The sequence below is a fragment of the Micromonospora sp. URMC 103 genome (assembly GCF_051386435.1).
Taxonomy (GTDB): domain Bacteria; phylum Actinomycetota; class Actinomycetes; order Mycobacteriales; family Micromonosporaceae; genus Micromonospora.
Genome location: NZ_JBPQTR010000004.1, coordinates 468,686 through 495,162, shown reverse-complemented (window position 1 = coordinate 495,162; position 26,477 = coordinate 468,686). Strand labels below are relative to the sequence as shown.

Sequence of the window (26,477 nt, the reverse complement as noted above, 5' to 3'; positions counted from 1 at the left end):
CCGCCCCGGCGGCCGGTCCGCCATCGTGTGAGGATCAGCGACAAAGCCGGCAGCCACTGGCGCCGGGCCACCCCGCACCGTCGCGAGGAGGAGCCGTCATGACGAACACCAGGACCCGGATCCCGCAGAATCTGGACCGAAACCTCGCCCTCGACCTGGTACGGGTCACCGAGGCGGCGGCGATGGCCGCCGGCCGGTGGGTCGGCCGCGGCGACAAGGAGGGCGGCGACGGGGCCGCCGTCGACGCCATGCGCAAGCTGATCAACTCGATCCCCATGCGGGGCGTCGTGGTGATCGGCGAGGGCGAGAAGGACAACGCGCCGATGCTCTTCAACGGCGAGGAGGTCGGTGACGGGAGCGGGCCGGAGGTGGACGTCGCGGTCGACCCGATCGACGGGACGACGCTCATGAGCAAGGGGATGCCCAACGCCCTCGCGGTGCTGGCCGTCGCCGAGCGCGGGGCGATGTTCGACCCGAGCGCCGTCTTCTACATGCAGAAGCTCGCCGTCGGCCCGCAGTACGCCGACGTGGTGGACATCAACGCGGGCGTGGCCGACAACCTGCGCCGGATCGCCCGGGTCAAGGGCGCCGACGTGTCCGAGGTGACGGTGTGCGTCCTGGACCGGCCGCGGCACAAGGACCTGGTCGCCGAGATCCGGCGGGCGGGCGCCGGCATCCGGTTCATCTCCGACGGCGACATCGCCGGCGCCATCGCGGCGGCGCGGGGCGAGTCGGACGTCGACGTCCTCATGGGCATCGGCGGGACGCCGGAGGGCATCACGGCCGCCTGCGCCCTGAAGTGCATGGGCGGGATGATGCAGGCGAAGCTCTGGCCGAAGGACGACGAGGAGCGGGAGAAGGCGCTGGCCGCCGGCCACGACCTGGACCGGGTGCTCACCACCGACGACCTGGTGACCGGCGACAACTGCTTCTTCGTGGCCACCGGCGTCACCTCGGGCGACCTGCTCCGCGGTGTGCGCTACCGGTCCGGTGGGGCGTACACGCAGTCGATCGTCATGCGCTCCAAGAGCGGCACGATCCGCGTCATCGACTCCTACCACCGTCTGGAGAAGCTGGCGCTCTACTCGGCCGTCGACTTCGACGGCCGGCCCCTGGCCGAGCAGGAGTGAGCGCGGCGACGACCGACCGGCCCGTCCTGCCGGCGAGCCAGCGGATCGCGGGGGTGGGCCTGGCGACCCTTTCGGGGGTCGCCGTCGCCATCCAGTCGCGGATCAACGGCGAGTTGGGCGTACGCCTCGGCGACGGCTTCGGAGCCGCGGTGATCTCGTTCGGCATCGGGCTGCTGGTGCTGCTCGTGCTCGTCCCCCTCACGCCCACCGGGCGGCAGGGCCTGCTCGCCCTGCGGGACACCCTCACCGCCGGGACGCTGCGCCCGTGGCAGTGCCTGGGCGGCCTGTGCGGGGCGTTCCTGGTGGCCAGCCAGGGGCTCACCATCGGCACGCTGGGGGTCGCCGTCTTCACGGTGGCGGTCGTCGCCGGCCAGTCGGGCAGCGGTCTCGCGGTGGACCGGGCGGGGATCGGCCCCACGGGCGCCCAGCCGGTCACCGGTCAGCGGCTGGCCGGCGCGGCGCTCGCCGTGGTGGCGGTGATCCTGGCGGTCAGCGACCGGCTCGGCCAGCCGGACGCGCTGGTGCTCGCCGTGCTGCCGCTCCTCGCCGGTGTGACCACCGCCTGGCAGCAGGCGGTCAACGGGCGGGTACGGGTGGCCACGGGGAGCGCGCTGACCGCCACGCTAGTGAACTTCACGGTCGGCACGGCGGCCCTCCTCGTCGCGTTCGCCGTCGACGTGGCCGTACGCGGTTGGCCGGCCGGGAGCCTGCCGGCCGAGCCGTGGTTGTACCTCGGCGGCCCCATCGGCATCGTCTTCATCGCGGTCGCCGCGGCCATCGTCCGCTTCACGGGCGTGCTGCTGCTCGGCCTGGCCACCATCGCCGGTCAGATCGTCGGCGCCGTCCTGCTGGACCTGGCCCTGCCGACGGCCGCCTCGCACCCCGGCCTCACGACGCTGGCCGGAGCCGCCCTCACCCTGGTCGCCGTGCTGGTCGCCGCCCTCGCCCCGCCCCGCTGACCGTCAGGTGCCGTCCGACGAGTGCCCGGGGAAGAGGTGCGCCCCCGGGTCGATGACCACGGCCGCGTTGTTCACGGCCGTCGCGGCCTCACCGAATCCGGTAGCGATGAGCCGGACCTTGCCCGGGTACTCGGTGATGTCGCCGGCCGCGAAGATCCGCGGCAGGTTGGTGGCCATGGTGCTGTCCACGACGATGTGCCGGCGGTCCAGCCGTAGCCCCCAGTCGGCGAGCGGGCCGAGGTCGGCCGTGAACCCGAGCGCCGCGACGACCGTGTCGACGGGCAGCGTCTCGGCCGCGCCACCCCGCACGGTGATCTCCGCGCCGGTGACCGTGCCGTCGCCGTGCAGCCGGGTCACCTCGGCGTTGACGATGACCCGCACGGGCAGCCCCAGCACCCGCGCCACGGTCCCGGCGTGCGCGCGGAACTTCTCCCGCCGGTGCACGAGCGTCACCGAGCGGGCCAGCGGGTGCAGGGTCGACGCCCAGTCGAAGGCCGAGTCACCGCCGCCCACGATGAGGACGTCCCGCCCGGTCAGATCGGCCGGTCGCGGCACGAAGTAGACGATGCCGGTGCCGACGAAGTCGGCGGCGACCGGCAGCGGGCGCGGGGTGAAGCTCCCCAGCCCGCCCGTGACGATCACCGCGCCGCAGCGGAGTTCCGTGCCACCGGCGAGGCCGAGCACGGGCCTGCCCTCGGCGTACGACAACCGCTCCGCCCGCGTGCCCAGCAGGTAGGACGGGTCGAACGGCGCGGCCTGCGCCACGAGGTTCGCCACGAGGTCCCGACCCTTGATCGAGGGGAAGCCCGCCACGTCGAAGATCAGCTTCTCCGGGTACATGGCGGTGACCTGGCCACCCGGCTCGGGAAGCGCGTCGACCACGGCCACCGAGAGACCACGGAAGCCGGCGTAGTACGCGGCGAAGAGACCGGCCGGACCGGCCCCGATCACGGCGACATCGACCTCGCGCATGGCGTACCGTCGCTTCCCGCTCGCGGATCAACGCGTGCTGAAGCCGACGGTAGGGCCGGGAGGCGGCCCGGGCAAGCACGTCCCGCGGCCGACGGGGGCGGGTCGCGTCGGGTCAGGGCAGGCTGAGCGTGGACTCGGACCGGTAGGGGTCGTGGCGGCGGCGCCGGAACAGGATGGCCGCGACCACGCCGCCGATCAGCCCGAACAGGTGCCCCTGCCAGGAGATCCGCTCGTCGGTGGGCAGGACGCCGACGATCTGCCAGCCGTAGAGGAGGCCGACCAGCAGGAAGACCGCGAAGTTCCACCAGCTGCGCTCGACGATGCCCCGGGTGAGCAGGATCCCCAGGTAGCCGAAGATCACCCCGCTCGCGCCGACCACCACCGAGTTCGGCGAGCCGGTGAACCACACGCCGAGGCCGCTCACCAGGACGATCAGCAGCGTGGACCAGAGGAACCGGCGCGCGCCCGCGGCCAGCACGAAGGTGCCCAGCAGGATCAGCGGGATGCTGTTGCTGTAGAGGTGGTCGAAGCCGTGGTGCAGGAACGGCGAGAAGAAGACCCCGTCCAGCCCGTCGATGCGCTTCGGGATGATCCCGGCGGCCGTGTCGAGACCGAACGCGAGGCCCTGGTCGACGACCTCGATGAGGAAGAGGAACGGCACCACCGCACACATGGCGACGAAGGCACGGCCGAGCGCGGCGTAGAACGCCTCGGTGCCGAAGCGGTGCGGGTCGCCGCTACCGGGGAGCAGGGTCACCCCCCAACAGCTATCAGTAAAGAGCGACAACCGCCACTCACGTACCGACGTCCTCGCGCGAACGGGGGCGGGTGAATCACCACCCGCCCCCGTTCCGCCGCTGGTCGCGAATCAGTACCAGCCGCTGCTCTTCGAGTGCGCCCAGGCGTCGCACGGCGTGTCGTACCGGCCCTCGATGTAGCCGAGGCCCCACTTGACCTGGGTGGCGGGGTTGGTCCGCCAGTCGTCCGCCACGGAGCTCATCTTGCTGCCGGGCAGCGCCTGCGGAATCCCGTACGCGCCGGAGGACGAGTTGCTGGCCTTGTGGTTCCAGCCGCTCTCCTTCGTCCAGAGCTTGTCGAGGCAGGGGAACTGGTCGATGCCGAACCCCGCCTTGATCATCTCTGCACAGCCGATCTTGCGGTTGCCGCTGAACTCCTCGCAGGAGGCGGGGATGGGCCCCGTGTACGGCTTCGCGGCCTCCTCCTTCGCGGCCTCCCGCTCGCGCTTGCGGGATGCCGCCGCCTGCTCGGCCTTACGGGCCCGCTCGGCGGCCTCCTTGGCCGCCTCGGCGGCCCGCAGCTTGGCCTGGTACTCGGCGGCGCGCTGCCGGGCGGACTGCACCTGGTGGGCGGCCTGGCGCTCACGCTGGTAGTCGTACTCCGCCTGGTCGACCTCCGCGCCGACCTGCGCCGTGAGGCCCTGTTGCTGGGTCTCCCGGTCTTCGCCCAGATAGAAGCCGCCGGCAACGCCCACGGAGAGCAGTGCGACGGCGGCCGTACGGGCACCCAACCGGCTCCACAGCCGACTCACGAAGTGGTCCCTTCGTCGGGGGCAAGGACACGGCGCGCCGGGCCGTCGGGGACCGCTGCCACGCCGTGAGCGCCCCGACGGTGCCGGCGGCTGCCGGCGTACCGGTGGTCGTGACGGGTGTGACGAACGATTCCCGACGATCTCTCCGGTGCGGAGGCGCTCGTGGGAAACGATGGCGCACAGTGAGGCTGATGGGAAACCAAGAGGCAGATTTGTGACTTGCGCCACAAAAATTATCGGGACGAACGCTTACAAACCAGTCATCAGTTCGGGATGTCCTCCAGGAGATCCGTCACCATGGCCGCGATCGGGGACCGCTCCGACCGGCTGAGCGTGACATGGGCGAAGAGCGGATGGCCCTTCAACGCCTCGATCACCGCGGTCACGCCGTCGTGCCGGCCGACCCGGAGGTTGTCCCGCTGCGCCACGTCGTGGGTGAGCACGACCCGCGAGCCCTGCCCGATCCGGGACAGGACGGTCAGCAGCACGCCCCGCTCCAGCGACTGTGCCTCGTCGACGATCACGAACGCGTCGTGCAGGCTCCGGCCGCGGATGTGGGTCAGCGGGAGCACCTCCAGCAGGCCCCGGGACGTGACCTCCTCCAGCACGTTCTCGTGCACGACCGCACCGAGGGTGTCGAAGACCGCCTGCGCCCAGGGCGACATCTTCTCCGACTCCGAGCCGGGGAGATAGCCCAGCTCCTGCCCGCCGACGGCGTAGAGCGGGCGGAAGACGACCACCTTCTTGTGCCGGCGGCGCTCCATCACCGCCTCCAGACCGGCGCAGAGGGCGAGGGCCGACTTGCCGGTGCCGGCCCGGCCGCCGAGCGAGACGATCCCGATCGACTCGTCCAGCAACAGGTCCAGGGCGATCCGCTGCTCGGCCGAGCGCCCGTGGACGCCGAACGCCTCCCGGTCGCCGCGCACCAGTCGTACGGTCTTGTCGGGCAGGACGCGGCCGAGCGCCGACCCCCGCGCGGAGTGCAGCACGAGGCCGGTGTGGCAGGGCAGCCCGGCCGCCTCGTCCAGGTCGAGCACCTCGCCGGCGTAGAGCCGCCCGATCTCCTCCTCACCGAGCGAGAGCTCGGCCATCCCGGTCCAGGTGGGATCGCTGGCCTGACCGTGCCGGTACTCGTCGGCCCGCAGGCCCACCGACGCGGCCTTGACCCGCAGCGGCATGTCCTTGCTGACCAGCGTGACCGCACGCCCCTCGGCGGCCAGGTTGAGCGCCACGGAGAGGATGCGCGCGTCGTTGCTCTCGGTGCGGAATCCCGGTGGCAGCACGCCGTCGTCGGTGTGGTTCAGCTCGACGCGCAGCGTGCCGCCCACGTCGTTGGCGGGCACCGGGCGGTCCAGCCGGCCGTGCCGCACCCGCAGCTCGTCGAGCATGCGCAGCGACTGGCGGGCGAACCAGCCCAGCTCCGGGTGGTGCCGCTTCCCCTCCAGCTCCGAGATCACCACGAGCGGCAGCACCACCTCGTGTTCGGCGAAGCGATGGAACGCCGCCGGGTCGGAGAGCAGCACCGAGGTGTCCAGGACGAAGGCCTGGCCTGCTGGTCGGGGCTCCTTGGCGTCGGCCGGCGCGTCGACCGCCCTGCGGCGGCTCCGGGTGGCGCGGCGGGTCGTGGCGGTCGCGGCCGGGGTCTGGTCGGCACCGGCGGTCGTACGACGAGTCGTCACAGGCTGCTCCGGCGGATGTGCACCCGGACACCCGCGTTCCGCCTCCTCCGGTGCCCGGGGACACGGGGTCGGATGCGGGCCCCGTGCGCGAGGTCGCAGGTCCGGGCTTGCCGGTTGGCCCGGGAGAACCCCGTGCCATGCCTAAGACGCTAGCCGTGCGCGGGCATCCCGGCTAGAGGTCGATCGTGACTCCCGGGGGACGGGCAGGTGAACGGCCGCCCGCGGCAGCCGGCGCGATCGGGCACGCCGGCTGCCGGGCCACGGGGCGGCGGGCCGGCCGGGATGCATGCCCCCTGCGCGCATCCCGGCCGGTGGGACCACCGTCACCGGTCTGACGTGGCCCCGACGGTGCGTGTCCGCCGCGGACGACGCACCGCGTCTCGGGTGCCGGCCGGCGGGGCGCCCCGCAGGCACCCCGCCGGCCGTTCAACCGGTCCGTCTCACCAGGGTGCCGGTCGGGTGCCGCCCGGTGACCGGTGCGGCCGGCGTCGAGAACGACGAACCGGTGTAGGTGGTGCCGGGGCCGGGGCGGGCGACCGCTCCGCTCACCCGGATGGTGCTCGGCGGGGCCGCCGCCAGCGCCGACGCGATGGCGGCCTGGGCGTCCCGGCGGCGGCGGTTCCAGGCGCCGCGGTCGCCGTCGAAGTAGCCCTGGCGGTAACCGAACCGGTAGCCGATGCGGTAGCTGAGCTGCCCGTGCAGCCGCCCGGCGGCGTAGCTTGTCGCGCCGAGCACGAGCACGAGGAAGATCGCGAGAAACGGGCTCATCGAGTCTCTCCCGGGTGCCGCTGTGGCCGGATCATCGCTCCTCCGGCTCGACCGATGTGGGATCGGCGACGAGCAACCGGTCCAGGTCGTCGGTGCTGACCTCCTCGACCAGCTCGACACTGATCCGGCAGCCGTCCAGGACAACCTCCGCCACCGACGACCGGCGGATCTCCCCACCGGAGTCGTAGACCCGCACGCTCAGCTCCGGGCACCCGAGGTGGGTGCGCCAGGCGTTCCACTCGGCCCGGTCACCCACGCTCAGGGAGAGGTAGCGGCAACCCCGCGCGAGGTAGAGGCGCCAGGGGGCGCTCAGCCCGGCGGCGACGCCCTCGGCGATCAGGCCGAAGGCCTGAGCACGGGTCGCGATTTCGGTCACCACACCTCCCCCGCACCGGGGGCGTGACGCTTGTGAGCACCAGTCGTCTCAGGCACGTGACACACCGTAGGTTGTCCCATGTACGTGACAGTATCAGCTTTTCGTTCGTTTACTCCGACACCTACGGGCATCTATTCTGCCCCTGTGACGCCCCTCAGGAACGGCGCTGGATCGTTTACCGGAAACCCGAACGAGCCGTCACGTTCGCGTGACAACAGCGTGCCAGGGACCACCTCTGCCGCGGAGTGGTCGTACCGTCACCGGGTGACCGAGACCGCCAACGCCCGGAAGATCGCCTTCGCCACCTTCGTCCGGCGTGCGCTCGACGACGCGCGCGCGACACGGGCGTGGAGCGGCACCGAGGTCTCCCGGCGCACCGGCGTCTCGCGCCAGACCATCAACCGCTGGGTGCGCGGCGACTGGGCGAGCGACCCGGAGGCGGAGCGGGTGGTCGCCTTCTGCGAGGGCCTCGGGCTCAACCCGGCCACCGCGTTCGCCGCCCTCGGCTGGGACCGCACCGCCACGGCCCCGCGCGCCAACCAGCCCGCCCCTCCGATGGACCCCGACGTCGAGGCACTGTTGCGTCGACTGGTGGACCCGAACGTGTCCGACGCGGAGAAGTTCCACATTCGCGAAACCATTCGTTATCTCGCCTATCGTCCAACTCTCCCGCTCGGTGTCCGAAAGCGCGGTAAAGAAGCGGGCTAGTTCCTCAGATGGCGAAAGAACGGCAGGCCAGACTCATTCGTTTCGCTCCGGGGCCGGAACGGGCACGCTAGCGTCCCTATTCGTACTGCTTGGGCTCGTCGTCGGCGGGGGGACGGGACAAGGCCGAACCCAGCCCTGCGGGACAGAAGGAGGGGTCTGTCCATGACCCTGAAATGGTTGGCAGTCGTGGTGGCCACGGTGTCGGTGACACTGTGCGCCACCGGGAACGCGGTGACCCTGGTGGTCGACGGCGGGCAGCTTCCCCTGCTCGTCAATCTCTTCGCGCTCGTGGCCGCCGGCACCGCTGTCGTCCTTGCGGTGCTCGCCGAGCTGCACGAGCGGTTGAACGACCGCGTAAGCGCTCTCACCGAGTTCCTGGTGGCACGGCTGAACGAGATCGAGTCACGCGCCGGCGACCGCAACACCGGATTCGTGGAGGGCTACCTGCTCAGCCACGGTCAGGAGGCTTCGGTCGTGCCGTTCGGGCGCCGGGGACGGGGAGCCGCCGAACGCTGACGCGCCGCCCCCGCCGACGCCGCTTCCGGGCCACGAATGAGCCGCCGCCACCGGGGTACGCTGACGCGCGTGCCGCCGTTGAATCTGGGCAACCAGCAGCCGAAGACCCCGCTGAACGCCGACGAGGCGTGGCGGACGACCGCCGGCCGGGCGGCCGGGACCGTGCTCTTCTTCGACTTCGACGGCACCCTGGCCCCGGTGGACGACGATCCGACCGCCGTACGCCCCGCGCCGAAGGTGCTGGCCGCGATCGAGGCGCTCGCCCCGCTCGTACGCCGGATCGCCATCGTGTCGGCCCGGCCGGTCGAGTTCCTGCGCGACCACCTCGGCGGCCTCGACGGCATCGACCTCTACGGCCTCTACGGCCTGGAGCACAGTCACTCGGGCGGCGAGACGGTGACCGAGCCCGCCGCGCTGCCCTGGGTGCCGACGATGGCCGAGCTGGCCGACCAGGCTCGCGCCGAGCTTCCCGCCGGCGCGCTGGTGGAGTACAAGCGGCTGTCCGTGGCGCTGCACTGGCGCACCGCGCCGCAGCTCGGCGAGGCGGTGCAGGAGTGGGGCCGGGCCCAGGCCGACCGGCTCGGGTTGCGCGTGCAGGCGGGCCGGATGGTGCTGGAGCTGAAGCCGCCGGTCGACCGCGACAAGGGCATGGTGATCGGCGAGGTGATCCGCGACGCCGACGGCGCCTGGTACTTCGGCGACGACGTGTCGGACATCAAGGCCTTCGCCGCGCTCCGGGCGCGCGCCACGACCGACCCGGGCTTCTTCGGCGTCTGTGTGGCGGTGGCCAACCCGGAGACGGGTCAGGAGGTGGCCGACGCCGCCGACCTCACCATCGACTCCCCCGCCGCCCTGGGCGACTTCCTGACCGAGGCCACCCACCACCTGGGCTGACGGCCGACGCGCACCCGCTCGGCGCAGAGGCGGCGGGCGGGGCGGTCAGGCGCCGTAGCGCCGTTGCCGGTTGCCGTACGACCGCAGCGCCCGCAGGAAGTCAATGTGCCGGAAGTCGGGCCAGTTGAGTTCGCAGAAGTAGAACTCCGAGTGTGCCGACTGCCACAGCATGAAGCCGGAGAGGCGCTGCTCGCCGCTGGTGCGGATGACCAGGTCCGGGTCCGGCTGCCCGCGGGTGTAGAGGTGCTCGGCGATGTGCTCCACGTCGAGCGTCTCGGCCAGCTCCTCGATGGTGCCGCCACCCGCCGCGTGTTCCAGCAGGAGCGAGCGGACCGCGTCGATGATCTCCCGGCGACCGCCGTAGCCGACCGCGATGTTGACCTCGGCGCCGCCGCTGCGGCCCCGCGTGCGCTCCTCGGCCCCCTTGAGCGCGGCGGCCGTCTGCGCGGGAAGCAGGTCGAGCGCGCCGACCATCCGCAGCCGCCACGGGTTGCCCTCCTCGGCCAGCTCTACCACCAGGTCCTCGATGATCTGGAGCAGCGGCTCGAGTTCGCTGGCCGGGCGGCGCAGGTTGTCGGTGGCCAGCAGGTAGAGGGTGACGTGCGCGATACCTGCCTGGTCGCACCAGCCGAGCACATGTTTGATCTTGGCGGCGCCGACCCGGTGCCCGTCGTTGGGGTCGACGAAGCCCATCTCCTTGGCCCACCGGCGGTTGCCGTCGCACATGACGCCGACGTGCCGGGGCACCGGCTTGCCCACGAGCTTCGCCCGCAGGCGGCGCTCGTACACGGAGTAGACAAGGTTCCGCAGAGACATCACCTAGCAGCGTAGCGACCCGCCAGGCACATCATCGCCGCGGAGCCTCATCCCGCGCCCGCAGACCGATGCCGATCATCGCGAGGGTGCGGGCGTCCAGCCGGCCGTCACCCAGCCCGAGTTCCACGATCGCGCGGTAGACCCGGTCGTCCCGCCTCGCCGCACGGACCGCCGCGTCGACCACCCCCCGGCGCCGCGCCAGCCAGGCCGCCATCGAACTGTGCCGCAGGTGGGCGCCGACCCGGCGGCGCAGCGCGTCGGCGTAGCGAGCGGCGGCCCGCCCCGGTGACCCGGCCGCCGACGCGCCGGCCAGCGCGCCCGAGAGCAGAGCGTAGAAGATCCCCTCACCGGTGAACGGATTGATCAGCGAGAGTGCGTCCCCGGCCAGCACGACCCTCCCCCGGCCCGGCGGCGGGCGGTGCGTCGACAGCGGCAGGTGGTGCGCCCGCAGGCCCTCGACCGTGGCCGGGTCGGTGCCCGGCAGCAGCGCGGCGAGCCGTTCCAGCAGGTGCGTGCGGGTCAGTGCCTCACCGCGAAGAACCTCCCCGTACCCGACGTTCGCCCGGCCGTCGCCGATGGGGAACGACCAGGCGTACGCCGGCCAGCGGGCGTGCGAGGTGACGATGAGCTGCTCGGGCGGCCCGGGCAGCGCCGGGGCGTAGCCCCGCATCGCGAGCGCGAGATGGCGGTCGGGGTTCACCGGATTGCCGAGCACCCGGCGCACCACCGAGCCGGCCCCGTCGGCGCCCACCACGGCCCGGGCCACCAGCTCGCCGTCGAGGACCACGCGGTCGGCGTGCTGCTCGACCCGGCGTACCGCGTGCCGGCGCAGCTCCGCGCCGGCCGCCACGGCCGCGGCGACCAGCCGGGCGTCGAAGACCGTCCGGGGCACCGTGTACGCCGGCCGGGGCAGCTCCCGGGCGACCGTGCCGCCACCCGGGCCCACCAGCCGCAACGCCGGCAGCGGCGGATATCCGGCGACCGCGTCCGGCACGCCCAGCTCGTCGAGGACGTCCAGCGCGTGGGCGGCTATCCCGTCCCCGCACGCCTTGTCCCGCGGAAAGTCTGACCGGTCGAGCAGCAGCACGCGCGCGCCCGCCCGCCGCGCCGCCAGGGCGGCGGCCGAACCCGCCGGACCGGCGCCGACCACCACCACGTCGAACTCGTCGCTCACGGAGTCGCCCTCCCCCGGCGGACCGCCGCCGCCCCGGCCGGTGACCAAGCTCACCCCATCATGCCCTCCGGGGACGCCCGATCGTCGACCCCGCACCGGCACGTCGCACGGATGCCCGACCTCCCGGCCCGCGTGATCATGAAGTCATTGCTCCGGCAGCCGGCGTGTCGCCGCAACAACTCCATGATCGACAGGCCTCGGGGACGGCCAGGACCAGCCCGAACGGGTGGGCCACCGTCCGAACACGACGGACGTGCCCGACGAGCACCACGAAACCGAGCGAGCGCAGCATCGCCCAGCCGGTCCGGACCGCGAGCCCGAAACCCTGCTCCGGGGCGTACCACCGGGCGAGCAGCTCGACCACGACGGTGGCCGCCGCCGTCACCGCGAGCAGCGAGGTCGGCGCCCGGACGGCGGACGGCCGCCGGACCTCGGTCTCGGCGGCCGTCCTCACGGGATCGGAAGATGCCCCGGGGCGGGGCGCGGTACACCTATCGCCGCGGCTGCTCCGCGTCGAGCCGCTCGCGCAGCGCGTCCAGCTCGGCCCACAGCACACCGGGCAGCTTGTCGCCGAACTTCTCGAACCACTCGGTGACGAGCGGCAGCTCCTTGCGCCACTCCTCCGGGTCCACCTTCAGCGCGATTCGGACGTCCTCCGGGGTCATGTCCAGACCCTCGACGTCCAGCGCGTCCTGGGCCGGGACCATGCCGATCGGCGTCTCCACCGCGTCGGCGCTGCCCTCGATCCGCTCGACGATCCACTTGAGCACGCGCGAGTTCTCGCCGAAGCCGGGCCAGAGGAAGTTGCCCTCCGGGTCCTTGCGGAACCAGTTGACGTAGTAGATGCGGGGCAGCTTCGACTCGTCGCCGTCGGCGCCCTTGCCCATCTCGATCCAGTGCCGGAAGTAGTCGCCGGCGTGGTAGCCGATGAACGGCAGCATCGCCATCGGGTCGCGGCGGACCACGCCGACCGCGCCCGAGGCCGCCGCGGTGGTCTCGGACGAGAGCGTGGCGCCCATGTAGACGCCGTGCACCCAGTCGCGCGCCTCGGTGACCAGCGGGATGGTGTCCCGGCGGCGACCGCCGAAGAGGATCGCGTCGATCGGCACGCCGTTCGGGTCGTAGTAGTCCTCGGCGAGGATCGGGCACTGCGTGATCGGCGTGCAGAAACGGCTGTTCGCGTGCGAGGAGAGGCTGTCGCTCTCCGGCGTCCAGTCGTTGCCCTTCCAGTCGGTCAGGTGCGCCGGCGGGTCGCCCATGCCCTCCCACCAGACGTCGCCGTCGTCGGTGAGGGCCACGTTGGTGAAGACCGAGTTGCCGCGGTCGAGCGTGCGCATCGCGTTGGCGTTGCTCTTCCAGCCGGTGCCGGGCGCGACGCCGAAGAGGCCGAACTCCGGGTTGACCGCGTAGAGGCGGCCGTCGGGACCGAAGCGCATCCAGGCGATGTCGTCACCGATCGTCTCGACCTTCCACCCCGGGATGGTCGGCTCCAGCATGGCGAGGTTGGTCTTGCCGCAGGCCGACGGGAAGGCGCCGGCGATGTGGTAGACGCGACCCTCCGGCGAGGTGATCTTCAGGATCAGCATGTGCTCGGCGAGCCAGCCCTCGTCGCGGCCCATGACGCTCGCGATCCGCAGCGAGTAGCACTTCTTCCCGAGCAGGGAGTTGCCGCCGTACCCGGAACCGAACGACCAGATCTCGCGGGTCTCCGGGAAGTGGGAGATGTACTTGGTCTCGTTGCACGGCCAGGCCACGTCCTTCTGGCCGGGGGCGAGCGGCGCGCCGATCGAGTGCAGCGCGTGGACGAAGTCCGCGTCGTTCCCCATGGCGTCGAGGACCTTCTTGCCCATCCGGGTCATGATCCGCATCGAGGCGACCACGTACGCGCTGTCCGTGATCTCCACGCCGAACATGGGGCTCTTCGCCTCGACCGGGCCCATCACGAACGGGATGACGTACATGGTGCGGCCGCGCATGGAACCCCGGTAGAGGTCCGTCATGACGCGCTTCATCTCGGCCGGCGCCATCCAGTTGTTGGTGGGACCGGCGTCCGCCTCGTCGACCGAGCAGATGAAGGTGCGCTCCTCGACCCGGGCGACGTCCGACGGGTCGGTACGGGCGTAGAACGAGTTCGGCTTCTTCTCCGGGTTCAGGCGGATCAGCGTGCCGGCCTCGACCAGCTCGTCGGTGAGGCGACGCCACTCCTCGTCGGACCCGTCCACCCAGACCACCCGGTCGGGTGTGGTCAGTTCCGCCACCTCACGGACCCAGGCGAGCAGTTTCGGATGGGACGTCGGGGCCTGATCGATACCCCGAACAGTAGCCGGAGCAACCATGACACATCTCCTTGTGGTCGACGCTGACCGATCTATGGGATGCACGAGTCTGGGCGGGCGGGAACCGCTGCGCCTACGTGGAAACCTGGGATTGGGCTCAGCGTAAACCGGGCAGCCTCCCCAGTCAGTGGTACTGGTTGTGAAGAACTGCACAAGGTACGGCCACGCTGCGGCATCACGAGCTGATACCCGTTTTTGCGCGCAGTTTCACGCAAATCTTCAACGGAACCTCCGTCGCCGGATGTCCGCGCGCCGGTTTCCGACCCGCCCCGGTACGACCCGCGCCGGTCGTACGGGATCCACCGTTCCGCCCCCGCTCGGTGGACCCGGTGACTACGCTCGGTTCATGTCCACGGCGGACGCGGGAGGCGCTGGCGATGCCGGCCGCCCCCGAAACCCGTTGCTACCCGTGCCAGGTGCCCCCAGCCGGTAGGCTCGGCGGGTGGCCGCGACGATGACGGGAGAGCAGCCGAGCTCTCCAGGGACGCGCACCGGTCCGTTCCGGGCACTGGTGGACCGCTTCGGCCACCTCATCCGGGAGATGAGCAAGTTCGCCACGGTGGGCGGGGTCGCCTTCCTCCTCGACTTCGCGTTGTTCAACTACCTGACCGCCGGTCGCGGCATGGAGCAGGTGACCGCCAAGACCATCTCGACGGTCGTGGCCGCGACCGTCGCCTTCGTCGGCAACCGGTTCTGGACGTGGCGGCACCGGCAGCGCAACAATCCCGCGCGCGAGTACGCGCTGTTCTTCTTCTTCAACGGTGTGGGCCTGGGCATCGCCGTCGCCTGCCTCGCCATCAGCCGCTACGGGCTGGGCAGCGTCTGGCCGGACGTCTTCCGCACCCCGCTGGCCGACAACATCGCCAGCTTCATCGTCGGCACGGGGCTCGGGACGCTGTTCCGGTTCTGGTCCTATCGACGGTTCGTCTTCGTCGAAGCGGGAACCCCAGCCGTTCCGGAAGCGACGTACGACCGAGATCACGGGGCGTGACCTTCCGCCCATCCTGTCCGGCCGGAGCGACCGGCCCAACCCACTGCCCTAAGGTGTTCCGCATGCGTCTTGTCCGTCTGCTGCCTGAGCGCTGGCAGAAGTTCATCCACGAGGCGCTCAAATTCGGCATCGTCGGTGGCATCAACACCGCTATCAATTACGCCGTGTTCAATGCGCTGGCACTGACCGTTTTCGTCGACGGTCAGCTGAAGGCGACGGTCATCGCCACCGTGGTGGCGACGATCACCTCGTACCTGATGAATCGTCACTGGACGTACCGGGACCGACCGAAGTCGGCACTTCGGCGCGAGTATGTCCTGTTCTTCCTCTTCAACGCGACGGGCCTGCTCATCGAGTTGGGCGTCCTCGCCGCGGCCAAGTACGGCCTCGGCGTGACCAGCCTCCTCGCGTTGAACGCGGCGAAGACCGGCGGCGTGCTCCTGGCCACGATGTTCCGCTTCTGGTCCTACCGGACGTTCGTCTTCCAACCACCCGCGCCCGTTCCCACCGAGGAGAACTGGCACCGCATCCCGCGGGACGAGTGGGACACCATGGCGGAGATGGACCCGGTCGCCGAGCTTGCCGAGTCGGTCTCGGAACTCGAGGAGGCCGAGCCGGCGCAGGGCGAGGAGCCGGGCCGGCCGAGAGGTGTGCCGAACGGCCAGTCCGTGACCCCGGCGCCCCAGCGCACCCCGCACCTGGACACGGGCCTCACGGGCGTCGACCTGGACGCCGAGCTGGCCGAACTCGAACCCATCACCCGCCGCCACCCACGCCGCTGACCCCCGCCGCGGCCCGCGCCGCCTCGCCGCGGTCCGCGCCGCCTCGCCGTGGCCCGCGCCGCCCTCGCCGCGTGCCCGCCGCCCTCGCCGCGTGCCCGCCGCCCTCGCCGCGTGCCCGCCGCTTCGCCGCGTGATCATGAAGTTATTGCCGCCCTGACCGGCGTGTCGCAGCAATAACTTCATGATCAACGGGGAGGGCGACGGCCGATGGCCCGGCAGGGGCCCGGGCCGGGCTGGGGGGCCGGTCAGGGTGTCGGGTCGCGGAGCGGTTTGCCCTCGCGCATGTCGGCGAGGATCTCGCGCATCTCACCGTCGCCGAGCGAGTGCTTGTCGTGCTGCGCCTCGACCAGTTCGTAGAGCTTCGTCTGGACCTGGCCCACCCGGGGCACGTCGGCCAGGACCGACTGGCCGCGCTCGCCGGCGGACTCGATGGTCAGCGTGCCGCACCCGAGCAGCCGCTCGAGGAAGCGCTGGTTCATCGAGTGGTCGTTGACCCGGGTGAGCGGGATGTCCCGGCGGTCCCGCGAGAACACGCCGTGCTGGAGCAGCACCCGCTCGTTGGTGAAGAGGTAGTGGGTGGTGCGCCACACGAGGAACGGCCAGAGCGCGAACCAGAGCACCGCGACCAGCGCGAGCACACCGATCACGGCCAGCGCGATCGACCCGCCGCCGCCGGAGGGGAGCAGGGCCACGCCGGCCACCACCGCGGCGACGGCGAGCACCAGCACCACGACCGGCCGGATCAGCGCCTTCCAGTGCGGGTGCAGGTGCAACACGACATGCTCGTCCTCGGTGAGCACGTCTTCGGGGAACGCCACGGAAACCTCCTCGCAGGAACGGACGGGGTGACCGTAACCGGTCACCGCCCATCGGGCCATCAGCCGCGCGGCCGGCCCGCGCCCGGCACGCACCCGCCGCCGCGATCTTGCACTTTACGCCCCCTGTTTGCCCCTTTTATCCCGTCTGGCGAGGCACAAACTGCAAGATCGCGGGGGTACGGGGTCAGCGCAGGTGGAGGACATCGCCGGCGGCCAGGTGACGCTCTCCGTCCGGCGTCTCGACCACGAGCTGGCCGTCGGGGTCCACGCCGGTGGCGGTGCCGGTCACCTCGCCACCGCCGGGCAACAGGACGCGTACCGGGCGGTCGACCGTGGCGCACGCGGCCAGGTAGGCCTCCCGCAGGCCGCTGCCGACGGCGTCCCCGCCCGCCGTGCGCCAGCGGTCGTACCAGTCGGCGACCGAGCGGAGCAGTGCCCGCAGCAGGGGATCGCGGTCGGTGGCCGTGGCCCCGGCGAGCTGCAGCGAGGTGGCCGGCAGGCCGGTGGGGTTCTCCGGCAGCTCCTCGGCCCGCAACGTGACGTTGAGCCCGATGCCGACCACGACGGCCGGCGGCTGGGCCGGCGCCGCTCCCGGAGCGGTCTCGGCGAGCACGCCGGCGCACTTCGCGCCTCCGATGAGCAGGTCGTTCGGCCACTTGAGCACGGCGTCCAGCTCGGCCAGGCGGGCCACCGCCTCCACGAGCGCGACGCCGGCCAGCAGCGGCAGCCAGCCGTACCCCGTGAGCGGCACCGCGGCCCAGCCCTTCTCCGGAACCGCCTCGCCGGGCCGGAGCAGGACGCTCGTCGCGATGCCGGCCCGCGGTGGCGACTGCCACACCCGGCCGCGGCGCCCGCGCCCGGCGCTCTGCCGCTCCGCGACCACCACGAGCCCCTCCGGCTCGCCCGCCCGCGCCGCCTCCGCCGCGTCGGCGTTCGTGGAGCCGGTCTCGGCGTGCAGCTCCAGCCGGCTCCACGGACCGTACGGGGCCACCAGAGCCCGGCGCAGCCGCGCCGCCGACAGGGGCGGGCGGTCCAGATCGGTGTACGGGGAACCCGGCATTCCGCCAGCCTACGGCGGCCCGACGGCGGGCAGTGAGGTGTACTGCACAGCGGCCCGGTCCTGAACCATCGTTATATTCCGTGGGTGACTACCGACACCGGGATCAACATCCACACCACGGCGGGCAAGCTGGCGGACCTGGACCGGCGGGTCGACGAGGCGGTGCACGCCGGGTCGGCGCGGGCGGTCGAGAAGCAGCACGCCCGGGGCAAGAAGACCGCCCGGGAGCGGATCGAGCTGCTGCTCGACGAGGGCTCCTTCGTCGAGCTGGACGAGTTGGCCCGGCACCGGTCCACGAACTTCGGCCTGGAGAGGACCCGCCCGTACGGTGACGGCGTGGTGACCGGCTACGGCACCGTGGACGGCCGCCAGGTCTGCGTCTTCGCCCAGGACTTCACGGTCTTCGGCGGCTCCCTCGGCGAGGTGTTCGGCGAGAAGATCGTCAAGGTCATGGACCTGGCCATGAAGATCGGCTGCCCGGTCATCGGCATCAACGACTCCGGCGGCGCCCGGATCCAGGAGGGCGTGGTCAGTCTCGGTCTCTACGGCGAGATCTTCTTCCGCAACGTGCGCGCCTCCGGCGTCATCCCGCAGATCTCGCTCGTCATGGGGCCGTGCGCGGGCGGCGCCGTCTACTCCCCCGCGGTCACCGACTTCACCGTGATGGTCGACCAGACCTCGCACATGTTCATCACCGGCCCGGACGTCATCAAGACGGTCACCGGCGAGGACGTGGGGATGGAGGAGCTGGGCGGCGCGCGTACGCACAACACCCGCAGCGGCAACGCCCACTACCTCGCGTCCGACGAGGAGGACGCGATCGAGTACGTGAAGGCGCTGCTGTCGTACCTGCCGTCGAACAACCTCGACGAGCCGGTCGTGTACGACGCTCCCGCCGACCTCGACGTCACCGACGCGGACCGGGAGCTGGACACGCTGATCCCGGACTCGGCCAACCAGCCGTACGACATGCACCGGGTGATCGAGCACGTGCTGGACGACGGGGAGTTCCTCGAGGTCCAGCCGCTGTACGCGCAGAACATGGTGGTGGGCTACGGCCGCGTCGAGGGGCGCCCGGTCGGTGTGGTGGCCAACCAGCCGATGCACTTCGCGGGCACGCTGGACATCGCCGCGTCGGAGAAGGCGGCCCGGTTCGTGCGCACCTGCGACGCCTTCAACATCCCGGTGCTGACCTTCGTGGACGTTCCCGGTTTCCTCCCCGGCACCGGCCAGGAATGGGACGGCATCATCCGCCGCGGCGCGAAGCTCATCTACGCGTACGCCGAGGCCACCGTCCCGAAGGTCACGGTCATCACCCGCAAGGCGTACGGCGGGGCGTACGACGTGATGGGCTCCAAGCACCTCGGCGCGGACCTGAACTTCGCCTGGCCGACCGCGCAGATCGCGGTGATGGGCGCGCAGGGCGCCGTGAACATCCTCTACCGCTCGGAGCTGGCCGGCGCCGAGGACGCGGCCGCGCTGCGCGCCGAGAAGATCGCCGAGTACGAGGACACCCTCGCCAACCCGTACATCGCGGCGGAACGCGGGTACGTCGACTCGGTGATCCCGCCGCACGAGACCCGCAGTCAGATCGTCCGCGCGCTGCGGGTGCTGCGTACGAAGCGCGAGACCCTGCCGCCGAAGAAGCACGGCAACATCCCGCTGTAGGTCCGCGCCGCCCTGCCGCGCGCCAAGATCCGCGCAACTTCAGGGACGGTGCCCCCTCCCGGCCGTGGGAGGGGACCACGTCCCGGAAGTTGCGCGGATCAACGGGCTGACGCGGATCCACGCAGCCCCCGCGGATCCGCGCGGCCCCCACGGATCCACGGGGCCGTCGCGGGGGTCAGTGGGGCTGGCGTGCGGGTCAGCAGGCCGGATTGGCTGCGGCGCACATCCGGTCGGCGGCCACCACGGCGAGCTTCGCCAACTCCGGCTCCGTTCCGTCCTGACCCGGCCGGAGCACCGTGACGAGGTCACCGACCCGGACGACGGCCACGCTGCTCGGTGCCGAATCTCCGCCGAGCGTCCGCCCGGTCCGCACGTCCCGGGCGGCCGAGAGCGAGAGCCGCAGCATGGCGGAGTCGTCCCCCGCGAATCCGCGCCGCGTCACCGACCACCGGTGGACCACCTCCGTCGCGCCGACGCGCCCCCCGCTCCCGCCCGGCGCGACGTTCCGCCATTCGGCGCACGGGGCGATCGTCTCGTCGAGGCCGGAGAGGACCTGTGTGGCGGCCTCCGGCGTCAGCCGGTAGAGGTCCTGAGTCAGGACCGTGCCACCGACCTGGCGGTCACCGTACGCCTGCTTCCACAGCAGCGACTGGGAGCGGGACCAGCGGGACGTCTGCCAGCCTTCCGGCAGCCCCTGGCTCGTCCGGCAGAGGCCGAGCAGGTCGTCGATCCGCACCGGCTCGGCCATTCCCGACTGGCTGAGCTGCACGTCCACCTTCTGCTGCAGGTCGGCCGGCAGCAGCAGCGCGTCGGCGCTGATCTCGTGCCGGATCTGGTTGTCCGGTGTGGCCGAGGCCGCCGGCAGGGCCGGTTCGGCGGGCGGGCCAACGACACCGGCACCGGCGACGGCCATCGCAGAGGTCCCGGCGAGGGCCAGCACGGCGGTCGCCGCGGCGATCCTCCGCCGGGTGCGCCGTCGGGCCCGGGCGCGGATCTCCTCGGGGCCGGGCCAGCGCACGTCGCGCAGCTCCCGCTGCACCTGGTCGACGAACATCAGGTCGTCACGCATCGGCGGCCTCCTCCAGGTCAGAGACGGCGAGCAGCCCGGCGAGCGCGGCGCGCCCCCGGGAGAGGCGGGCCTTCACGGTGCCCACGGGAGCGTCGGTCTCGCGGGCCACCTCGGCGACCGGCATACCGAGCAGGTAGTAGAGGGCGATGGCGGTGCGTTGCTCCTCGGGGAGCCGGCGCAACGCGGCCACCACCTCGACCGTTTCGGTGCCCGGCGGCGGCACGGTCTCGACGGCGCCGTGCCGCAGGTACGCGCGGGCCCGGCTGCGCAGGCTCCGCCAGCGGCTGACCGCGATGCGGCTGGCCACCACCCGGGTCCACGCCTCCGGGTCGTCGTAGCCGCTCACCGTCGACCAGCGCTGCCAGGCCCGGATGTACGCCTCCTGCACCGCGTCCTGCGCCTCGGCGAGGTTGCCGGTGAGCACGTAGACGAAACCGAGCAGCCGTTGCCGGCTGCCCCGGTAGAACTCGTCGAATCCCTCGACGTCGGGCACCTGGTTACCTCCCGTGCGGTCGCAGGTGACACGCGCCGGGCCGTGCCTCGGGTTGCCTGCTCAGCCGAGCAACTTGGTCAACTCGGCGAGTGGGTACCCGCCGGCCGGGATCCGCTCGCGGACGGCCCGGCGTACCGCCTGCTGCACGGCGGCGTTGGCGGGCGTCGGTACGCCGTGCAGCCGGCCCAGCAGCACGATCTCCCCGTTGAGGTGGTCGGTCTCGACGGACCCCGCGCCACGGGCGAGGCTCTGCCAGGTGGAGCCGCCGGCCCGCTGCTCGCCCCCGACCGGCCGGTGCCGCACGAGGTCACCGCGCGCGGCCGCCTCCTCGTGGCGGTCGGTGTGCGGGATGCCGGCCGCGGCCAGCGCCGCCTCGCCCTCGGCCCGTACGCGCTCGGCGAGATCCTCCGGGATGTCCTGGCCGAACAGCGCCTGCAACCCGTTGCCGAGGTTGCCCAGCAGCTTGCCGTACTTCCAGCGCATCACGTCGGCCCGCACCGGCGCCACGAAGCCGGCGGCCGTCAGGTCGGCGGCGACCGCGCGGTCCGTGTCGTCCGAACCGGACGGGTAGCGGCCGAGGTGCAGGACTCCGGGGTGCGGGTGCCCGTTGGCCACCACGACGCCGGGTTCGAGGTGGGTGGCGGGAAGCCAGACGCACACGCCGTGCACCCGGGCGAAGAGCCGCAGCGCGGCCCCCTCGTTGGCCACACCGTTCTGTGCGGTGAACAGCGGCAGCCGCTCGCCCGCCGTGCCACCGCCGGCCACCGGCGCGTCCACCCAGGTGGCCAGCGCCGCCTCGGTGTCCTGCGACTTCACGGTGAGGACGAGCACGGTGTCGGCGGGCAGCGGCCGGGAGTCCGGGCGGTCCGTCGCGGGGAGCCGGACGGTCCGTTCCTGCTCCGGCTGCCGCAGGGTCAGCCCGCGCTCGCGGATCGCGGCCAGGTGGGCGCCCCGCGCCACCAGCGTGACCTCGTGTTCGGCCGCCGCGAGGCGTGCCCCGATGGTCCCGCCGACCGCTCCCGCTCCGATGATCAGATACCGCACGCCCTCATTCTGCCCCTGCTCGGGGCCGGTCAGAGAGCGAGGCCGCTGTCGGCGAGGAGCGGATCGGCAAGCAGGGTGGCGCCCACGAGCAGCACCGCGAGGTTCACGAGGGCGAAGACGACGACCCAGAAGAACGCCGGGAACGGAGTGAGCCCGGCCAGTTGGTCGGCGTCGGAGGCGGGCATCCGCCCCCGGGATCGCAGCCGTTGCAGCTCGACAACCGGCCGTACGCCGCCGAGCAGCAGGAACCACACCCCGGCGTACGCGAAGGCGGCCTGCACCTGCGGCGTGGCGTACCAGGAGACGGCGAGCACGAGCCCGCCGGTGACCAGGAGCGACACCACGCCGAACGCGTTGCGGATCATGATGAGCATCGCGAGCAGCAGGACGACGGCCAGCCAGAGCAGCAGCGTGATCCGGTTGTCCCCGAGCAGCCAGGCGCCGGCCAGCCCGACCAGGGGCGGGGCGACGTATCCCGCGAGCAGGGTGAGGACCATGCCCGGCCCGGTGGGACGGCCGGCGGAGAGCGTGAGACCGGACGTGTCCGAGTGCAGCCGGATGCCGCGCAGCTTGCGACCGGTGAGCAGGGCCGCCAGCGCGTGCCCGCCCTCGTGGGCGATCGTCACGGCGTTGCGGGCGATCCGCCAGGGCAGCCGGGTGCAGACCACCACGAGCGCGACCGCGGCCGTCACGAGGACCAGCAACGGCGGCGGGTCGGGCTGCGCGCCGAACAGCCGGTCCCAGAGGTCGGTCAGCCCGTCGAACGACACCATGGGGCGCGAGCCTACCGGCACGTCCGGCCGGAGATCACCTCCGTGACGAGGCGTGGTCGGACGGCGACCTTCGGTCCAGATCCCGGCCGTCCATACCACCGCCTATGAAAGTTTCTTTAGGCCCCCTTGCGATCTTGGGTAGTTATCTCCAAAGATTTCCATCAATCGATCCGCCCCCTTGGAGGCTCCCATGTCCCGTACCAGATCACCCCTGCGTCGGATCCTCGCGGCCGGCCTCACCGTCGTCGCCACCGCGGCCGCCGCGCTCGTCGCCACCGCCGGCCCGGCCTCCGCCGCCACGGTCGCCGGCATCGACGTGTCGCGCTACCAGGGCAGCATCAACTGGACCAGCGTCCGCAACGCCGGCATCGAGTTCGCCTTCATCAAGGCCACCGAGGGCACGAGCTACAAGGACCCGAACTTCAACGCGAACTACGTCAACGCGTACAACGCCGGCGTGATCCGCGGCGCGTACCACTTCGCCCGGCCCAACATCTCCTCCGGCGCGGTCCAGGCCAACTACCTGGCGTCCAACGGCGGCGCGTGGTCGGCCGACAGCCGCACCCTCCCGGCGGCGCTCGACCTCGAGGCCAACCCGTACACCGGCGGCTACTGCTACGGCCTCAGCACGACCGGCATGCGCAACTGGGTGCAGGACTTCCTCAACACGTACCGCTCGCGCACCGGCCGCTACGCCGTCATCTACACCACCACGAGCTGGTGGAACCAGTGCACCGGCAGCTGGACCGGGCCGTGGGCCAACCACCCGCTGTGGATCGCCCGCTGGGCCAGCGCGCCCGGCACCCTGCCGGCCGGTGCGCCGTTCTGGAGCTTCTGGCAGTACACGAGCACCGGCAGCGTCTCCGGCATCAGCGGGGCCGTCGACCGCAACTACTGGAACGGCGACCGCTCCCGCCTGATCGCCCTCGCGAACAACACCTGATCCCCCCGAGGTGCTCCGGTGGCGGCAGCGGGATCGACTGCGACCGTACGGTCGACAACCGGTCCGGCTGCCGCCACGGCGACCTCTTCGGGGTCAGGCCCGGCGCCGGTTCCCCACCGGCACCGCGACGCGGGCGGGTAGGGGGTCCTCACGGACGAGGGAGGCGCGGCGGCTCACCCGCCAGGCGCCCACTCCGGCGGCGGTGACGGCCACGACGCTGAGCAGCGCGATGAGCGCCGGGACCCCGATGCTGGCCAGGAGCAGGACCGCGTCGCCGAGCGCCACGAGCATCCACAGTGCCACCCGCGGCCGGGCGTCCCTCCGTCGGCAACCCATGTCGTACCTCCTTCCGTCGTCGGAGATCAGGTACCCCGGACGGTGGGAGGTCATGCGAACGAGTCTCGCAACGACACGAAATCCCGTGGTCAGTCCTTGCGGTCCGGCACGAAGCCCTTCGCGATCCGCTCGAAGTCGGGAAGCCGGGCCGCCCAGTCCCGGTCCGCCACTTCCCACCGCATGGCGTAGCCACGGTTGTGGGCGGTGACGAAGCCCCGGTTCCGCACGTGGATCCGGGTGTTGTCGCGGGTCTCCAGCCACTCCCAGTCGGCGCACGTCTTCCAGAAGTCGCAACGCTTGATGCTGATCTTCTGGTAGTTGCTGACGTAGTTCTTGCGCGCCGGCTCCTTCTCCTCCCAGTCCGCCAAGGCGTCCGGCTGGGGGCGGTCCGTCCACTGGACGAGCAGCTCACCCACCCCGTCGACCTCCTCGAAGACGACCGTGTCGCCGCTGACCCGCTTGCCCTTCCAACCGGGTGGCAGCGGCAGCTTGAAGCCGGCGGCGTCCTCGTGCATGGTCCAGCCGGGCGGCAGCGCATTCGGATCGGTGGACGGGCTGGCCGACGCGGTCGGGCTCGCCGCGGCGCTGGTCGGCGGCGGCGCGGCGGGCGCGGAGCTCTCCGGGGCGGTCGCCGACGCCGACGCCACGCTGCTGCCGTCGGCCTGCGGGGTGCCGCCGCCGTCGGGGTCGTCGCCGCTGCTCAGGAGCGGCACGACCACGGCGAGACCCACCAGGAGTACGGCCACCAGCGCGCCGATCAGCAGGTTGCGCCGCCGGTGGTCGGACGGCGCGTTCGACGGCGGCGGGATGGGCGCCCGCCCGGCGGGTGACGCGGAGGGGCTCACCGGGAGAACGGACGTGGGCCTGGCCGGCTCGGGCGTCGTCGGCTCGGGCGTCGCGTCGGTCGTTCCGGTCGCGTCCGCCTCGTCCACCGGGTCGCCGGCCGGAACGTCCGCCGGGTCCTCGACGGCGGTCGGCCGGTCGACCGCCGCCGTGGGCGCGGCGTCCGCGGCTGCGGGCTCGCGGTCCACCAGCTCCGTGGGCGTGGCGTCCGCGGTAGACGGAGGGTCGACCTTCGCGGTCGGGGCGGCGTCGGCGCCGGTCGGCACCTTCGCGGTGGGGTCCGCCGCCGGTCCGGCCGCCGCCGCGGCGCCGGCCGCCGGAGGCGTCCGCGGCGCCGGTGGGGTCACCGGCCGATCTGCCGGTTCGGCCGGGCGCGGCGCGGGCACCACCGTCGGGCGGGGCACGCGTGGGCCGTTCGGGCCCGGCCGGCGTACGCCGTCGAGCAGGGAGATCCCCCGCCCGCGCTTGCCGCTGGCCCGGCGCAGCAACCGCTCCGCCACCTCGGCGTTGATCCGCTCGCTCGGGTCCTTGCGCAGCAACCCCTGCAGCACCGGCTTCAGCGGGCCCGCGTTCTTCGGCGGAGGCAGCGGCTCGGTGGCCAGCGCCGCGAGGGTGGCGATCGCGGACGGCCGCGCGTACGGCGACTTGCCCTCGACCGCCGCGTAGAGCGTGGCGCCCAGGGACCACAGGTCGGCCTCCGGCCCCGCGGTGCCGTCGCGTGCCCGTTCCGGCGCGATGTACGCCGGCGAACCCAGCACCATGCCGGTGCGGGTGACGTTGGGGTCTCCGGGGATGGTGGCGAGACCGAAATCGGTCAGCACCACCCGGCCGTCGTTGCCGAGCAGCACGTTGCCCGGCTTCACGTCCCGGTGCATCACGCCGGCCTTGTGCGCAGCCTTCAACGCCCCGAGAACCCCGAGCCCGATCTCGACGGCGCGAGCCGGTGACACCGGGCCGGACTCGGCGAGCGTGTCCTGCAGCGACTTCGACGCGACGTACTCCATGACGATCCACGGGTCGCCGTCGGTGCGCAGCACGTCGAAGATGCGGACGACGTTGATGTGGTTGAGCCGGGCGATGGCCCGCGCCTCCCGCAGCGAACGTTCCCGCATCTCCCGGCGCTCGTCGTTGGTGAGGCTGGGCGGCGGAACCAGTTCCTTGATCGCCACGTCGCGGTGCAGCACCTCGTCGCGCGCCTTCCACACGCGACCCATGCCACCCTGACCGAGCGGCGAAATCAGCCGGTATCGGTCAGCGACAAGTTGGGGAAGCGCGTTCGACATCGCAGAGACGGTACCCGGCGCCACCGACCGCCACACCGCCGGCACGCCACACTGCGGTGAAGGTCGAGGTCGTCCGGCGCGTACGCTGGGCGCATGTCTGCCGAAGAGCCGCTGTTCCGGGTCGTCCGCGGGGCTCCCACCGCCGAGGAACTGGCCGCGCTCGTGGGCGCCGTCGTGGCCCGCTCACGGCCCACCGCCGCACCCGCCCCCGTCGCCGTGTCCGCGTGGGCGCGCAGCGGCCGGCCGGCCCCGGTGGCCCCCGGCCCCGGCGCCTGGCGGGCGTCCGGCCTGCCGCGCTGACGTCGGAGCCGGCTCGCCGCCGGCTGATGGCCGCTGCCGTCGCGGTCCTTGCGGCGACGCGACTGTCGCGGTGATGCGGTCCTCGTGAGGGTGCGGCCCTCGTGGCGGTGTGGCCCTTGCGGTGCGGCGCTTGCCGCCACGCGGCTCTCGTGGCGGTGTGGCCTTTGCGGTGCGGCCTTTCGGTGTGGCGCTTGCCG

Annotated in this window: 27 protein-coding genes and 2 pseudogenes; 11 read left to right on the top strand and 18 right to left on the bottom strand. The window is 72.3% G+C overall.

Translation table 11 applies throughout. The features are described 5' to 3' along the window. The first annotated feature begins 98 nt into the window (after nucleotides 1-98). A complete protein-coding gene (gene glpX / locus ACSNOA_RS05895; protein ID WP_436656908.1) occupies nucleotides 99-1,130 on the top strand; it encodes a class II fructose-bisphosphatase in 1,032 nt (343 codons plus the stop codon). Between the two features lie 26 nt (nucleotides 1,131-1,156). Next, entirely contained in the window at nucleotides 1,157-2,089 is a 933-nt protein-coding gene (locus ACSNOA_RS05890; RefSeq protein ID WP_436658328.1) for a DMT family transporter, read from the top strand. Nucleotides 2,090-2,092: 3 nt separating this feature from the next. Here ACSNOA_RS05890 and ACSNOA_RS05885 read toward each other — a convergent pair whose 3' ends face one another. From ACSNOA_RS05885 to ACSNOA_RS05860, 6 genes are all read right to left on the bottom strand, one after another. Beyond that, nucleotides 2,093-3,061: an NAD(P)/FAD-dependent oxidoreductase gene (locus ACSNOA_RS05885; RefSeq protein ID WP_436656907.1), complete on the bottom strand. Its 969-nt coding sequence runs from the start codon at nucleotides 3,059-3,061 to the stop codon at nucleotides 2,093-2,095. A 112-nt stretch (nucleotides 3,062-3,173) separates the two neighbouring features. Then, nucleotides 3,174-3,818: a rhomboid family intramembrane serine protease gene (locus ACSNOA_RS05880; RefSeq protein ID WP_436656906.1), complete on the bottom strand. Its 645-nt coding sequence runs from the start codon at nucleotides 3,816-3,818 to the stop codon at nucleotides 3,174-3,176. A 111-nt stretch (nucleotides 3,819-3,929) separates the two neighbouring features. Beyond that, nucleotides 3,930-4,610: a lytic transglycosylase domain-containing protein gene (locus ACSNOA_RS05875; RefSeq protein WP_436656905.1), complete on the bottom strand. Its 681-nt coding sequence runs from the start codon at nucleotides 4,608-4,610 to the stop codon at nucleotides 3,930-3,932. A gap of 263 nt (nucleotides 4,611-4,873) precedes the next feature. After that, nucleotides 4,874-6,289 carry a PhoH family protein gene (locus ACSNOA_RS05870; protein ID WP_436656904.1) on the bottom strand — a complete coding sequence of 472 codons (1,416 nt, stop codon included), beginning with the start codon at nucleotides 6,287-6,289 and terminating at the stop codon, nucleotides 4,874-4,876. 426 nt (nucleotides 6,290-6,715) lie between these two features. Further along, entirely contained in the window at nucleotides 6,716-7,057 is a 342-nt protein-coding gene (locus ACSNOA_RS05865) for a hypothetical protein (RefSeq protein ID WP_436656903.1), read from the bottom strand. Nucleotides 7,058-7,088: 31 nt separating this feature from the next. Further along, the gene (locus ACSNOA_RS05860; RefSeq protein ID WP_436656902.1) at nucleotides 7,089-7,433 is read right to left on the bottom strand and encodes a hypothetical protein; all 345 of its coding nucleotides are present in this window, start codon (nucleotides 7,431-7,433) and stop codon (nucleotides 7,089-7,091) included. A 264-nt stretch (nucleotides 7,434-7,697) separates the two neighbouring features. Here ACSNOA_RS05860 and ACSNOA_RS05855 point away from each other — a divergent pair, with 264 nt between their 5' ends. The 3 genes from ACSNOA_RS05855 to otsB all read left to right on the top strand — a co-directional run bounded on the left by ACSNOA_RS05855 (nucleotide 7,698) and on the right by otsB (nucleotide 9,551). Then, entirely contained in the window at nucleotides 7,698-8,141 is a 444-nt protein-coding gene (locus ACSNOA_RS05855; RefSeq protein ID WP_436656901.1) for an XRE family transcriptional regulator, read from the top strand. Nucleotides 8,142-8,303: 162 nt separating this feature from the next. Beyond that, on the top strand, nucleotides 8,304-8,657 hold the full coding sequence (locus ACSNOA_RS05850; protein ID WP_436656900.1) for a hypothetical protein: 354 nt from the start codon (nucleotides 8,304-8,306) through the stop codon (nucleotides 8,655-8,657). A 69-nt stretch (nucleotides 8,658-8,726) separates the two neighbouring features. After that, on the top strand, nucleotides 8,727-9,551 hold the full coding sequence (gene otsB, locus ACSNOA_RS05845) for a trehalose-phosphatase (protein ID WP_436656899.1): 825 nt from the start codon (nucleotides 8,727-8,729) through the stop codon (nucleotides 9,549-9,551). A gap of 45 nt (nucleotides 9,552-9,596) precedes the next feature. Here otsB and ACSNOA_RS05840 read toward each other — a convergent pair whose 3' ends face one another. The 4 genes from ACSNOA_RS05840 to ACSNOA_RS05825 all read right to left on the bottom strand — a co-directional run bounded on the left by ACSNOA_RS05840 (nucleotide 9,597) and on the right by ACSNOA_RS05825 (nucleotide 13,877). Beyond that, complete coding sequence (locus tag ACSNOA_RS05840; RefSeq protein WP_436656898.1) at nucleotides 9,597-10,367, bottom strand: isoprenyl transferase; 771 nt, start codon at nucleotides 10,365-10,367, stop codon at nucleotides 9,597-9,599. Nucleotides 10,368-10,398: 31 nt separating this feature from the next. Continuing rightward, entirely contained in the window at nucleotides 10,399-11,589 is a 1,191-nt protein-coding gene (locus tag ACSNOA_RS05835; protein ID WP_436658327.1) for a geranylgeranyl reductase family protein, read from the bottom strand. A gap of 88 nt (nucleotides 11,590-11,677) precedes the next feature. Beyond that, nucleotides 11,678-11,995 (bottom strand): hypothetical protein, encoded by a 318-nt coding sequence (locus ACSNOA_RS05830; RefSeq protein ID WP_436656897.1) that lies wholly within the window; start codon nucleotides 11,993-11,995, stop codon nucleotides 11,678-11,680. A 37-nt stretch (nucleotides 11,996-12,032) separates the two neighbouring features. Continuing rightward, nucleotides 12,033-13,877, bottom strand: a complete 1,845-nt coding sequence (locus ACSNOA_RS05825; protein ID WP_436656896.1) for a phosphoenolpyruvate carboxykinase (GTP) — start codon at nucleotides 13,875-13,877, stop codon at nucleotides 12,033-12,035. Between the two features lie 139 nt (nucleotides 13,878-14,016). Here ACSNOA_RS05825 and ACSNOA_RS05820 point away from each other — a divergent pair. From ACSNOA_RS05820 to ACSNOA_RS05810, 3 genes and pseudogenes are all read left to right on the top strand, one after another. Beyond that, nucleotides 14,017-14,107, top strand: a pseudogene (locus tag ACSNOA_RS05820) (GtrA family protein); the annotation flags it as partial. Between the two features lie 164 nt (nucleotides 14,108-14,271). Beyond that, nucleotides 14,272-14,868 (top strand): annotated as a pseudogene (locus ACSNOA_RS05815) (GtrA family protein); the annotation flags it as partial. A 62-nt stretch (nucleotides 14,869-14,930) separates the two neighbouring features. Next, nucleotides 14,931-15,650 carry a GtrA family protein gene (locus ACSNOA_RS05810; RefSeq protein ID WP_436656895.1) on the top strand — a complete coding sequence of 240 codons (720 nt, stop codon included), beginning with the start codon at nucleotides 14,931-14,933 and terminating at the stop codon, nucleotides 15,648-15,650. 245 nt (nucleotides 15,651-15,895) lie between these two features. Here the strand turns inward: ACSNOA_RS05810 and ACSNOA_RS05805 are convergent, their stop codons facing one another. After that, nucleotides 15,896-16,468: a PH domain-containing protein gene (locus ACSNOA_RS05805; protein WP_436656894.1), complete on the bottom strand. Its 573-nt coding sequence runs from the start codon at nucleotides 16,466-16,468 to the stop codon at nucleotides 15,896-15,898. 184 nt (nucleotides 16,469-16,652) lie between these two features. Next, on the bottom strand, nucleotides 16,653-17,528 hold the full coding sequence (locus tag ACSNOA_RS05800; RefSeq protein WP_436656893.1) for a biotin--[acetyl-CoA-carboxylase] ligase: 876 nt from the start codon (nucleotides 17,526-17,528) through the stop codon (nucleotides 16,653-16,655). Between the two features lie 84 nt (nucleotides 17,529-17,612). Between ACSNOA_RS05800 and ACSNOA_RS05795 the strand changes: the two genes are divergently transcribed. Next, nucleotides 17,613-19,196 carry an acyl-CoA carboxylase subunit beta gene (locus tag ACSNOA_RS05795; protein WP_436656892.1) on the top strand — a complete coding sequence of 528 codons (1,584 nt, stop codon included), beginning with the start codon at nucleotides 17,613-17,615 and terminating at the stop codon, nucleotides 19,194-19,196. A 196-nt stretch (nucleotides 19,197-19,392) separates the two neighbouring features. On the opposite strand, the gene ACSNOA_RS05790 is transcribed toward ACSNOA_RS05795, so the two are convergent. The 4 genes from ACSNOA_RS05790 to ACSNOA_RS05775 are packed head-to-tail and all read right to left on the bottom strand — an operon-like array spanning nucleotide 19,393 to nucleotide 22,575. Further along, nucleotides 19,393-20,265: a hypothetical protein gene (locus ACSNOA_RS05790; RefSeq protein ID WP_436656891.1), complete on the bottom strand. Its 873-nt coding sequence runs from the start codon at nucleotides 20,263-20,265 to the stop codon at nucleotides 19,393-19,395. After that, nucleotides 20,258-20,758: a SigE family RNA polymerase sigma factor gene (locus ACSNOA_RS05785; protein ID WP_436656890.1), complete on the bottom strand. Its 501-nt coding sequence runs from the start codon at nucleotides 20,756-20,758 to the stop codon at nucleotides 20,258-20,260. The genes ACSNOA_RS05790 and ACSNOA_RS05785 overlap by 8 nt, the downstream gene beginning before the upstream one ends. 60 nt (nucleotides 20,759-20,818) lie before the next feature. Further along, nucleotides 20,819-21,802: a ketopantoate reductase family protein gene (locus ACSNOA_RS05780; protein WP_436656889.1), complete on the bottom strand. Its 984-nt coding sequence runs from the start codon at nucleotides 21,800-21,802 to the stop codon at nucleotides 20,819-20,821. A 29-nt stretch (nucleotides 21,803-21,831) separates the two neighbouring features. Then, nucleotides 21,832-22,575 carry a M50 family metallopeptidase gene (locus ACSNOA_RS05775; protein ID WP_436656888.1) on the bottom strand — a complete coding sequence of 248 codons (744 nt, stop codon included), beginning with the start codon at nucleotides 22,573-22,575 and terminating at the stop codon, nucleotides 21,832-21,834. A 190-nt stretch (nucleotides 22,576-22,765) separates the two neighbouring features. Between ACSNOA_RS05775 and ACSNOA_RS05770 the strand changes: the two genes are divergently transcribed. Continuing rightward, nucleotides 22,766-23,518, top strand: coding sequence for a GH25 family lysozyme (locus tag ACSNOA_RS05770; protein ID WP_436656887.1), 753 nt, complete (start codon nucleotides 22,766-22,768; stop codon nucleotides 23,516-23,518). A gap of 93 nt (nucleotides 23,519-23,611) precedes the next feature. Here the strand turns inward: ACSNOA_RS05770 and ACSNOA_RS05765 are convergent, their stop codons facing one another. Beyond that, entirely contained in the window at nucleotides 23,612-23,908 is a 297-nt protein-coding gene (locus ACSNOA_RS05765) for a hypothetical protein (RefSeq protein WP_436656886.1), read from the bottom strand. 35 nt (nucleotides 23,909-23,943) lie between these two features. After that, nucleotides 23,944-25,980, bottom strand: coding sequence for a protein kinase domain-containing protein (locus ACSNOA_RS05760; RefSeq protein ID WP_436656885.1), 2,037 nt, complete (start codon nucleotides 25,978-25,980; stop codon nucleotides 23,944-23,946). Nucleotides 25,981-26,073: 93 nt separating this feature from the next. On the opposite strand from ACSNOA_RS05760, the gene ACSNOA_RS05755 reads away from it, so the two are divergent. Further along, the gene (locus tag ACSNOA_RS05755; RefSeq protein ID WP_436656884.1) at nucleotides 26,074-26,280 is read left to right on the top strand and encodes an acyl-CoA carboxylase subunit epsilon; all 207 of its coding nucleotides are present in this window, start codon (nucleotides 26,074-26,076) and stop codon (nucleotides 26,278-26,280) included. The last annotated feature ends 197 nt before the right edge of the window (nucleotides 26,281-26,477 follow it).

What these genes read in the sequence shown, in the direction of transcription:
- ACSNOA_RS05760 (WP_436656885.1), bottom strand. Translation starts at nt 25,980, where the DNA reads ATGTCGAACGCGCTTCCCCAACTTGTCGCTGACCGATACCGGCTGATT.
- ACSNOA_RS05755 (WP_436656884.1), top strand. Translation starts at nt 26,074, where the DNA reads ATGTCTGCCGAAGAGCCGCTGTTCCGGGTCGTCCGCGGGGCTCCCACC.
- ACSNOA_RS05770 (WP_436656887.1), top strand. Translation starts at nt 22,766, where the DNA reads ATGTCCCGTACCAGATCACCCCTGCGTCGGATCCTCGCGGCCGGCCTC.
- ACSNOA_RS05825 (WP_436656896.1), bottom strand. Translation starts at nt 13,877, where the DNA reads ATGGTTGCTCCGGCTACTGTTCGGGGTATCGATCAGGCCCCGACGTCC.
- ACSNOA_RS05790 (WP_436656891.1), bottom strand. Translation starts at nt 20,265, where the DNA reads ATGCGTGACGACCTGATGTTCGTCGACCAGGTGCAGCGGGAGCTGCGC.
- ACSNOA_RS05850 (WP_436656900.1), top strand. Translation starts at nt 8,304, where the DNA reads ATGACCCTGAAATGGTTGGCAGTCGTGGTGGCCACGGTGTCGGTGACA.
- ACSNOA_RS05775 (WP_436656888.1), bottom strand. Translation starts at nt 22,575, where the DNA reads ATGGTGTCGTTCGACGGGCTGACCGACCTCTGGGACCGGCTGTTCGGC.
- glpX (WP_436656908.1), top strand. Translation starts at nt 99, where the DNA reads ATGACGAACACCAGGACCCGGATCCCGCAGAATCTGGACCGAAACCTC.
- ACSNOA_RS05800 (WP_436656893.1), bottom strand. Translation starts at nt 17,528, where the DNA reads ATGCCGGGTTCCCCGTACACCGATCTGGACCGCCCGCCCCTGTCGGCG.
- ACSNOA_RS05765 (WP_436656886.1), bottom strand. Translation starts at nt 23,908, where the DNA reads ATGACCTCCCACCGTCCGGGGTACCTGATCTCCGACGACGGAAGGAGG.
- ACSNOA_RS05885 (WP_436656907.1), bottom strand. Translation starts at nt 3,061, where the DNA reads ATGCGCGAGGTCGATGTCGCCGTGATCGGGGCCGGTCCGGCCGGTCTC.
- ACSNOA_RS05840 (WP_436656898.1), bottom strand. Translation starts at nt 10,367, where the DNA reads ATGTCTCTGCGGAACCTTGTCTACTCCGTGTACGAGCGCCGCCTGCGG.
- ACSNOA_RS05810 (WP_436656895.1), top strand. Translation starts at nt 14,931, where the DNA reads ATGCGTCTTGTCCGTCTGCTGCCTGAGCGCTGGCAGAAGTTCATCCAC.
- ACSNOA_RS05865 (WP_436656903.1), bottom strand. Translation starts at nt 7,057, where the DNA reads ATGAGCCCGTTTCTCGCGATCTTCCTCGTGCTCGTGCTCGGCGCGACA.